This is a genomic window from Streptomyces sp. SID3212 (assembly GCF_009865405.1).
GTDB lineage: Bacteria > Actinomycetota > Actinomycetes > Streptomycetales > Streptomycetaceae > Streptomyces.
In genome coordinates this window covers 1-8,803 of the sequence record NZ_WWJY01000723.1, presented here as the reverse complement: position 1 = coordinate 8,803, position 8,803 = coordinate 1, and the positions used below count along the sequence as shown (strand labels likewise).

General features: G+C 71.3%; 10 protein-coding genes. 4 read left to right on the top strand and 6 right to left on the bottom strand.

Annotated features, from left to right (window positions below; genetic code table 11):
* Positions 1-68 precede the first annotated feature (68 nt).
* Positions 69-677 (bottom strand): hypothetical protein, encoded by a 609-nt coding sequence (locus GT042_RS21830; RefSeq protein WP_161310418.1) that lies wholly within the window; start codon positions 675-677, stop codon positions 69-71.
* Positions 678-861: 184 nt separating this feature from the next.
* Between GT042_RS21830 and GT042_RS21825 the strand changes: the two genes are divergently transcribed.
* The 3 genes from GT042_RS21825 (at position 862) to GT042_RS21815 (ending at position 3,922) form a co-directional block, all read left to right on the top strand.
* Positions 862-1,485, top strand: a complete 624-nt coding sequence (locus GT042_RS21825) for a TIGR04222 domain-containing membrane protein (protein ID WP_161310417.1) — start codon at positions 862-864, stop codon at positions 1,483-1,485.
* A 132-nt stretch (positions 1,486-1,617) separates the two neighbouring features.
* Complete coding sequence (locus GT042_RS21820; protein WP_161310416.1) at positions 1,618-3,138, top strand: cytosine permease; 1,521 nt, start codon at positions 1,618-1,620, stop codon at positions 3,136-3,138.
* Positions 3,139-3,205: 67 nt separating this feature from the next.
* Positions 3,206-3,922 (top strand): GntR family transcriptional regulator, encoded by a 717-nt coding sequence (locus GT042_RS21815; RefSeq protein WP_161310415.1) that lies wholly within the window; start codon positions 3,206-3,208, stop codon positions 3,920-3,922.
* Between the two features lie 56 nt (positions 3,923-3,978).
* On the opposite strand, the gene GT042_RS21810 is transcribed toward GT042_RS21815, so the two are convergent.
* The 3 genes from GT042_RS21810 to GT042_RS21800 form a co-directional block, all read right to left on the bottom strand.
* Positions 3,979-4,608: an alpha-ketoglutarate-dependent dioxygenase AlkB gene (locus tag GT042_RS21810; protein ID WP_161310414.1), complete on the bottom strand. Its 630-nt coding sequence runs from the start codon at positions 4,606-4,608 to the stop codon at positions 3,979-3,981.
* Positions 4,609-4,799: 191 nt separating this feature from the next.
* Positions 4,800-5,174: an SH3 domain-containing protein gene (locus GT042_RS21805; protein ID WP_161310413.1), complete on the bottom strand. Its 375-nt coding sequence runs from the start codon at positions 5,172-5,174 to the stop codon at positions 4,800-4,802.
* 167 nt (positions 5,175-5,341) lie between these two features.
* Complete coding sequence (locus GT042_RS21800; protein ID WP_161310412.1) at positions 5,342-5,803, bottom strand: SPW repeat protein; 462 nt, start codon at positions 5,801-5,803, stop codon at positions 5,342-5,344.
* A 291-nt stretch (positions 5,804-6,094) separates the two neighbouring features.
* Between GT042_RS21800 and GT042_RS21795 the strand changes: the two genes are divergently transcribed.
* Complete coding sequence (locus tag GT042_RS21795) at positions 6,095-6,532, top strand: Asp23/Gls24 family envelope stress response protein (protein ID WP_161310411.1); 438 nt, start codon at positions 6,095-6,097, stop codon at positions 6,530-6,532.
* Positions 6,533-6,677: 145 nt separating this feature from the next.
* On the opposite strand, the gene GT042_RS21790 is transcribed toward GT042_RS21795, so the two are convergent.
* Together GT042_RS21790 and GT042_RS21785 are read right to left on the bottom strand one after the other, a co-directional pair.
* A complete protein-coding gene (locus GT042_RS21790) occupies positions 6,678-8,324 on the bottom strand; it encodes an alkaline phosphatase D family protein (protein ID WP_161310410.1) in 1,647 nt (548 codons plus the stop codon).
* A gap of 136 nt (positions 8,325-8,460) precedes the next feature.
* The coding region (locus tag GT042_RS21785; protein ID WP_202533403.1) for a TetR-like C-terminal domain-containing protein at positions 8,461-8,803 on the bottom strand (343 nt) is incomplete at its 5' end.

Genomic DNA, 8,803 nt, shown 5'->3' with positions numbered 1-8,803 from the left:
ACCCGCGCCGCCACGCTGCCCGGATACGGGACGGCGGGCGGCGGGTGCCGGGCGAGAGGCGCGGGCGGTCAGTTGGCCTCGACCCCCGCCATGCCGTCCGGCGTGACGCTGAACCAGGTGCCGTCGACCCCGTACCCCTTGACGTCCCCGGGCTCCATGTCCTCGCTGTACCGGTAGACCGGCTGTCCCGACAGGGTCACCTGGAGGCTCCCGTCCGCCCGCTTCACCACGCCCACGTCCGACTCCTTGACCCCGTCGACGAAGATCTTCCCCTTCGGGGCGATGAGCACCGGCGGCCAGGTGTCGGTGCAGGTGTCGTCGCAGTTCGACTTCGAGGGGCTCGCCCCGTCCTTGTCGAAGCGGTACAGCGTGAATCCGGCGCCGTTGACGACGTTCGAGTCCGGGCTCCCCGTCGTGACGGCGGTCAGCTGCACCCACTTCTTCGCCACCTCCGACACGACCGGCGTGCCGGGCACGTTCGCCCAGTCGCCCGTCTTCGCCGGGGCGTGGTTCTCCTTGGCGGTGCCCGACAGGAAGCTCAGGTTTCCGAGCAGGGCCCGGCCGGCCGTCGCGGCGCGGTCCGAGGTCCCGTCCGTACCGTCGCCGCACGCCGTCAGCAGCATCGCGCCTATGACGGCCGTCGCCGCGATCGTCCCTGTGCGCTTGCGGAACAACATGGATCTCCTCGTGGTGCGTGCTCCGTCTCTGCCGGAGCGCCTAATCCTCACACGTGCGCAACCCCCTTGATTCCTCAGCCGGTTACCTGTCCGGGACACAACGCCGACCGGATCGTGGCCTGGGGGTGACCTGCCGGGACGACACTGGAGGCAGGACACCACCTGGACGAACGGGGGATCTTCCATGGCGGCCGTATTCCGACGACGTGTCCGGCCCGTGGTACCGGCAGCGGTACCGGCGCTGGATCCGTACGACATCGCACATCTCGCCGGCGGTCCCCGGCGGGTGGCCGAGACCGCGCTGACCGGGCTGCGGGACCGGGGCCTGGTCCGTGTGCTCGGCTCCCGGGTGCGGGCCGTCCCGGACGAGGCGGGGGCGCCGGCCGGCCCGGCCGGGCATCCCGTCGAGGAGGCGCTCATCGCGCTGTGCCCACGGGGTAGAGGACTCGCCGCCGTGCTCGCGGGCGTGGCCAAGGACCCCGTGACGGACAAGATCGGGGACCGGCTCGTCTCGTACGGTCTGCTCACCCGGCGCCACGGCCTCACCCGGGCCGGACGCCGCCACCTGGAGTTCGCCCGGCGGGAGGGGACACTCCCGGCGCACGTCTTCGACGGCCCCGCCGCGCTCCCGGACGCGCGGTTCCGCGCCACGGTCACGGCCGCGACCCTGCCGTCCGGCCTCGGCAAGACCCTGCTGCGGATGGCGAAGGCCCTCGACCGCGACACGGACTCCCACGGGCACGGTGACTCCGACGGGGGTTCCGGCGGGGGCCACAGCTGCGGGGGCGGCGGAGGCGGGGACTACTGAGCCGCGCCCTCGCGGGAACCGGCCACGACCGGATCGTGCGCGTGGGGGCCGCACCTGCCCTTGACGGCTTGTTGACGACGTGAGACACCCACCCTATTCTCGACTGAACACGTCTAGACAGGCAGGTCGGCGATGGCAGGCACGCGCGACAGCGGATCCGGTTCCGGCTCGGGGCCCGGCTCCGGTTCCGGAACAGGGCGACAGATCCAGGTGGAGACCCACGGTCTGGACGTGATCGGCGACGCGGAGCGCAAGGGCACGCCCCGTCAGCTCTTCTGGCCCTGGTTCGGGGCCAACGTCTCGATCCTCGGGCTCAGTTACGGTGCCTTCGCGCTCGGCTTCGGTATCTCGTTCTGGCAGGCCCTGATCGCCGGGCTGGTCGGCATCATCGTCTCCTTCCTCCTCTGCGGCTTCATCGCGGTCGCCGGGAAACGCGGCTCCGCGCCGACGATGGTGCTCAGCCGCGCCGCCTACGGCGTGCACGGCAACCGGCTGCCCTCCGTCATCTCGTGGGTGCTCACCGTCGGCTGGGAGACCGTCCTCACCTCGCTGGCCACCCTCGCCACCGCGACCGTCCTCGGACGGCTCGGCTGGGGCGGCGGGACCGAGACCAAGGTCATCGCGCTGATCCTCATCAGCGCGCTCGTCGTGGTCGGCGGCGTGATGGGCTTCGACCTCATCATGCGGCTCCAGACCGTGATCACCGTGGTCACGGCCGTCCTCACCCTCGTCTACGTCGGGCTCGTCGCCGACCACATCCACTGGCACACCGTCAGCGCCCTCCCGGGCGGCTCCGCCGAGGAGTTCATCGGCGCGCTCGTCTTCCTGCTGACCGGCTTCGGCCTCGGCTGGGTCAACGCCGCCGCCGACTACTCCCGCTACCTGCCCCGCCGCTCCTCGGCGCGCGGAGTGATCGGCTGGACCACCGTGGGCGCCTCCGTGGCACCGGTGATCCTGCTCGTCTTCGGCCTGCTGCTGGCAGGTTCCTCCAAGAGCCTCAACTCGGCCGTCGCCGCCGACCCCATCGGCGCGCTCACCACGATCCTGCCCACCTGGTTCCTGGTCCCGTTCGCGATCGTCGCCGTCCTCGGCCTGGTCGGCGGCGCGGTGCTGGACATCTACTCCTCGGGGCTCGCGCTGCTCTCGGCGGGCCTGCGGGTGCCCCGCTACCTCGCCGCCCTGTTCGACGGTGTCCTCATGATCGCGGGATCGGTCTACATCGTTTTCTTCGCCGACAACTTCCTCGGCCAGTTCATCGGCTTCCTGACCACCCTCGGCGTCCCCGTGGCGGCCTGGTGCGGGGTGATGCTCGCCGACCTGCTCCTGCGCCGGGGGCCGTACGACGACCTCGACCTGTACCGCCCCCGGGGCCGCTACGGCGACTTCGCGTGGGTGCCCCTGGTGCTCACCGTCCTCGCCACCGCGCTCGGCTGGGGTCTCGTCACCAATGCCGCCGCCAGTTGGCTCAACTGGCAGGGCTACCTGCTCGGCCCCTTCGGCCTCGGCGGCAAGACCGGCTCCTGGGCCTTCGCCAACCTGGGCGTGCTGGTCGCCCTGGTGCTCTGCTTCGCCGGCTATCTGCTCCTCGCGCGCGGCCGGGTGCGCGCCCAGGAGCGGCGGCCGGCGACGATCGGGGACAAGCTGCCCGTATGAGTTCCGTACGGGACGGCCGGCACCGCCCCGGACCCACCACCCCCGAGAAGCTCGCGGGAGAAACGACATGACCGGAATCTGGCTCAAGCACCAGAAGATCTCCGAGGCGCTGGCCAAGGAGATCCGCAGCGGCGGACGGCGGGCCGGTGAGCAGTTGCCGGGCGAGAAGGCCCTGGCCCAGCGTTTCTCCGTGAGCCGTACCACCGTGCGCGCCGCGCTGGCGGAACTGAGCGAAGCCGGCCTGATCGTCACCCGGAGCGGCAAGGGGTCGTACGTACTCTTCGACGGCCGTCCCCTGGACACGCCCCTGGGGTGGGCGCACGCCCTCGCCACCCAGGGCATCTCCTCCCGGGTCCGGACGATCGCCGTCGAGGAGGTCAACGACGACGCGCTGGCCGAACGGCTGGGCGTGGACTCCCCCGTCTTCGTCCGGGTCGCCCGGATCCGGGAACTGACCGACGACGGCTGCGTGGTGTCGTACGAGCGCAGCTTCCTGCCCCCTGTCCCCGGAGTACGGGAGCTGCCGAGGCAGGGACCCGCCGAGATGTCCCTCACGGAGGTCATGCGGCTGGCCGGACTCCACCCCGACCACGGGGAGCAGCGCCTCGGCGGGCGCCGGATCGACGCGCGCGAGGCGGAGCTGCTGCGGCGGGAGCCGGGCGACTGGTTCCTGGACGCGCAGCGCACCAGCTTCGCGTCGGACGGCTTCTTCGTCGAGCACGTCGTCAGCCTGCTCGACCCCGACCACTTCCAGATGTCGCTGGAGTTCCAGGGCGGCGGTTAGAGCCTGGGGGGGGTAGAGCGTGGGGGCCTGTGGACGTGGGGCCTGTGCGACGGGCCTCAGCTCACGCCCTCCGGGCGGAACTGGACGCTGATGCGGGGGCCGACGCCGCGTGCGGTCTTGGGGATCGCGTGTTCCCAGGTCCGCTGGCACGAACCGCCCATCACGATCAGGTCGCCGTGCCCCAGCGGCACGCGCCTCGTGGCGCCGCCGCCCCCGCGCGGCCGCAGCATGAGGTCGCGCGGTTCGCCGACCGAGAGGATCGCGACCATGGTGTCCTCGGTGGAACCGCGCCCGGTCCGGTCGCCGTGCCAGGCGACGCTGTCCCGGCCGTCCCGGTAGTAGCAGAGCCCCGCCGTGGCGAACGGCTCCCGCAGCTCGGCCGCGTAGTGGACGCCGAGGGCGGCGCGCGCCTCGTCCAGGACAGGGTGGGGGAGCGCGTCCCCGGCCCGGTAGAACGACAGCAGACGCGGTACGGCCACCTCGCGGTCGTACATCCGGCGCCGCTCGGCGTGCCACGGCACGCCGACCACCAGTTCCCCGAAGAGGGCGTCGGCGCCGCTCAGCCAGCCGGGGAGGAGATCGATCCACGCCCCGTCGCCCAGCGTGGTCCGCCGCAGGCCGTCGAGCGGGCCCAGGCGTATCCCCTCGGACTGGTCGAAGAGCGAAGGCTGGAGATGTACGGACATGTACGCCAGCGTAAGCCCGAATAATCGAATGTGTGAGCTATTTTAACGCCCGTGACGCAGGGTGTCCGTGGCGTCGCACCAGGTGTGGCAAGCGCTGCGGGAAAGGCCGCGGAACGTGTGCGGGAACGGCCGTGCCGGACCTCCGGCGGTGTCCGTCGGAGGTCCGGCGCTCGTCCGCCCTGCCGGGTCGGTCAGAACCGGCAGTACGCCACCGGCGAGAAGTTCTTCACGAAGCGGGCCGAGACCCAGCCCCGCTTCGAACCGCCGAGCAGGTACCAGAGGTTGTTGCCCTCGACGTTCTGGCCGCGGGTCTTGCAGTACAGGGTGATGATCGTGCCGGGCTGGAAGCTGCCCAGGTACGCGGAGTTGGTCGTCGGCCTCTGGCGGATGGTCAGCGGGAGGCGGGCGATGACCTTGCCCCTGGGGAGCGCCGCCACCGCGGTGGTGGCCTCCGGCGGCGTCGTGCCCGTCGCCGCGGCGGGGGTGGCGACCAGGGCGCCGGAGCCGGCGAGGATGGCGACGGCGAGGGCCGCGGTGATCCGACGCTTGATGCGCAGTTCGTACACAGTTCCTTCTTTCCCTGAAGGGGTGGTACCTCCTTATGGCACGAGGCGCGACCCGGCGCCGGGACGGACACGGGAACGTCACCCGGATGCCCCGGACAGCACACCGCCCGGCCGCGTGCTGCGGCCGGGCGGTGCGGTGGGGCGGTTGAGCGTCGAGCGACGAGGGGTCAGCCGCGTGCGCGGCCCCTGCTCCGGCGCCCGGTCATTCCCAACACGGCCGTGGCGAGGGCGAGGCAGACACACGCGGCTCCGACCGCGACGTTGCTCGCCATGGTTCGTGTCGTGGTCACGTTCCCGGCCACCACCCACGGGGCGATGATCGTCCACACGCCGATCCCCAGCGCGGCCCATCCCATGCCGTGCGTCCGCTCGTACGCCGCGGAACCGAACCCGAGGGTCAGCAGGGTGAACGCGATGCCGGCGATGAGGTTGGTCACGGTCAGGGTCGTGAGTCCGCTGAAGCCCACTATCCAGGGCGAGGCGGCCAGGAAGAGACCGGCCAGCAGGCTCAGGCTCTGCACGGCCTGCGCCATGGGCGTCGCGATGGCCCGCTCGGAACGTGCCTGCAACGCACGGATGTCGGGATGGTCCTCGATGGTCGATGACGGACGAGGTGATGGTGATGCCATGGCCAACTCCTTCGGCTGTGGGTGTGGCTCGTAAGGTGACGTTCCCATCCTCCGACGATCAAAATGTCCGATAAGGTAAAAAGTCCGTTAAGCGGAGTTTTGGGGCATTTGTGAAGTCAACTGATCGCTCTCCGTGGCCGGTGCGCCGGAGGCGGGACACGCGAGTGGGCCCGGGAGTGGGGGAGCGGCCACCCGAATGGCGTGCTCCGGGGAGGGCGCGCACAGTGGAGTGCGAGGGGGACGACGGGGGTTCGAGAGAGCGATCAGCCTCTGCGAGAAGGGAAATCTCTCATGGCGGAAAACCAGTCCGCGGTGACCACGCGGCACAACGGAGCACATCACGACGTCAAGGGCAGTACGGTCATCGCCGACTCGGTCGTGTCGACCATCGCCGGCATCGCGGCCCGGGACACGGGTGGCGTGTACGCGATGGGCGGAGGCATGTCCCGCACGATCGGGGCGGTACGCGACCGCGTGGCCGGTTCCGAGGACCCCACCCGGGGCGTCAAGGTCGAGGTCGGCGAGAAGCAGGCCGCCATCGATCTGGAGATCGTGGTCGAGTACGGATCACCGATCGCGCAGACGGCCGGCGACATCCGCTCCAACGTCTCCGACGCGGTGCAGGGCATGACCGGACTTGACGTGGTCGAGGCCAACGTGACCGTGTCGGACGTGCACATAGCGGGATCCGACGACGACGAGAACGCGGACAACTCCCGCGTGGTGTGACCCGCGTACGCGCGAACGGCGCGTACGCGCGTACGACGGCCGCGGTAACCCTTCGCCGAACGCCGGGCCCGTACAGGGACGTTGATCCCCGACGGACCCGGCGTCCGCCGGCCGGAAGCCGGTCAGCAGTCCGGTGGGGCGACCCTTACGCCGGTTCGAGGCCGGGGTTCCCGGCCTCGGTCACGAACGACGCGGCGGTCGAGACCGGCGCGCCGGGCGTCGTGACGGCGGAGACCGTACGGAAGTCGGCCCGCGCCGACTCCCGGCCGAGCGTCACCAGCGCGTAGCCGCGCCGTCCGTTGTAGAACTTCATGTGCGGGTTGGCCTGCGTGTACGTCTCCCACGTCGCGGGCTTCTCGGCGCCGTCCTTGCCGCTGGCGATGGAGGTCGCCACGATCTCGGTGCCCACCGTCCGGGAGGCCGCGTCGTCGAAGTCGCGCTTGATGTCGTACGCGTAGGCGACATGGACGTCACCGGTGAGCACCATGAGGTTGGCGACGCCGGCCGCCTCCGCCCCGTCCAGCAGGCGCTTGCGGGCGGCGGGGTAACCGTCCCACGCGTCCATGCTGACCTTGGCGACCGGGTTGAGGTCCAGCCTGCGCGCCGAGAAGTTGACCTGCTGCGGGACGACGTTCCACACGGCGCGGGAGTTCTGCCAGCCGTTCAGCAGCCACCGCTCCTGCGTCTCGCCGGTCATGGTGCGCGACGGATCGTCCGACTCGGGCCCCGGGACGTGCGCGGTGTCGCCGTACGCCTGGTCGGAGCGGTACTGCCGGGTGTCCAGGACGTCGAACTGCGCGAGCCGGCCGAACTGGAGCCGCCGGTACAGCCGCATGTCCGGACCCTCGGGGCGCTGCGGGGTGCGCAGCGGCTGGTTCTCCCAGTACGCGCGGTAGGCGGCGGCCCGGCGGAGCAGGAACTCCTCCGGCGGCACGTCGTTCTCCGGCGTCTCGTCCGCGTAGTTGTTCTCGGTCTCGTGGTCGTCCCACGTCACGACGAACGGGTGTGCGGCGTGCGCGGCCATCAGGTCGGGGTCCGACTTGTAGAGGCCGTACCGCAGCCGGTAGTCCTCCAGCGTGACCGTCTCCCGGTTGTAGTGCGCGGGCAGCCGCCGGTCGGTGTAGTTGCGGGCGCCGCCGACCGCCGTCACCGCGTACTCGTACAGGTAGTCGCCCAGGTGGAAGACGACGTCCAGGTCCTCCTCGGCGAGGTGCTTGTAGGCGGTGAAGTAGCCGTCGTGGTACGCCTGGCAGGAGACGGCGGCGATCCTCAGCTCGCCGATCGTGGCGCCCCGCGCGGGCGCGGTGCGGGTGCGGCCCACCGGGCTGATCCACGTACCGACGCGGAAGCGGAACCAGTACACGCGGTCGGAGTCCAGGCCCGGGACGTCGACGTGCACGCTGTGGTCGAACTCGGGATGGGCGTCGACCTGTCCGCGCTCGGCGATCCGGGTGAAGCGCGCGTCGTGGGCGAGTTCCCACCGTACGGCGACCCTGTTCCTCGGCAGGCCGCTGTCCGGCTCGTACGGTCTGGGCGCGAGCCGCGTCCAGAGCAGGACGCCGTCCGGGCGCGGGTCACCGGAGGCGACGCCGAGGGTGAACGGATTCTCGGTGATCTTCGCGGCGTCGAGTGCTGCGGCGCTCGCGACTCCTGCGGTCGGCAGGTTCACGGCGAAGGCGAGCGCGGCAGCCGCGCCGGTACCGGTCAGGAACCGGCGTCGGCCGAGGTGCCGGGCGGCTGCCCTGAGTTCAGGTGCGTGGGTACCCGGCGCGTGGTGGTGTACGGGTGTCATGTGACCCTCCCCTGACGGCGGTTGTCAGGGGGAATTGCAGTCGCGGGCCAAGGCGGCGCGCCGTCAGACGTATGGCATGCGCATGGCGGATGGATGAGATCTTGATGTCGCGCCCCGTGGCCCGTCGGTCACGGATTCAATGCCCGTGGCCTGCCTGCGCACCTTCCTCCGCGCCGGCCTCCACCGTACGGTCGGTCCGCCGGCTGATCCTGACCAGGCGCTCGAAGTCGACGGCCACGCCGCGCAGCAGCAGGTCCACCAGGGGCCCCGCCGTGCCCCGGTCGACCGGGGCGTCGCCGAACAGCGCCCGCTGGTAGACCGTCGACGCGAGCAGGTCGACCAGGAGCACGGGATCGACGTCGGGCAGCAGGTCCCCCCGGTCGACCGCGCGCCGCACCGCGACCGTCGCGGCGTGCCTCGTCGGCTCGACCAGTACGTCGATCAGCCGCCGGTGCAGGACGGCGTCGCCCGCACAGTCC

Bases quoted from the DNA above. Each gene is read 5' to 3' on its own strand.
- GT042_RS21810 (WP_161310414.1), bottom strand. From the start codon at position 4,608: ATGTCCGTACATCTCCAGCCTTCGCTCTTCGACCAGTCCGAGGGGATA.
- GT042_RS21795 (WP_161310411.1), top strand. From the start codon at position 6,095: ATGGCGGAAAACCAGTCCGCGGTGACCACGCGGCACAACGGAGCACAT.
- GT042_RS21820 (WP_161310416.1), top strand. From the start codon at position 1,618: ATGGCAGGCACGCGCGACAGCGGATCCGGTTCCGGCTCGGGGCCCGGC.
- GT042_RS21825 (WP_161310417.1), top strand. From the start codon at position 862: ATGGCGGCCGTATTCCGACGACGTGTCCGGCCCGTGGTACCGGCAGCG.
- GT042_RS21815 (WP_161310415.1), top strand. From the start codon at position 3,206: ATGACCGGAATCTGGCTCAAGCACCAGAAGATCTCCGAGGCGCTGGCC.
- GT042_RS21830 (WP_161310418.1), bottom strand. From the start codon at position 677: ATGTTGTTCCGCAAGCGCACAGGGACGATCGCGGCGACGGCCGTCATA.
- GT042_RS21790 (WP_161310410.1), bottom strand. From the start codon at position 8,324: ATGACACCCGTACACCACCACGCGCCGGGTACCCACGCACCTGAACTC.
- GT042_RS21800 (WP_161310412.1), bottom strand. From the start codon at position 5,803: ATGGCATCACCATCACCTCGTCCGTCATCGACCATCGAGGACCATCCC.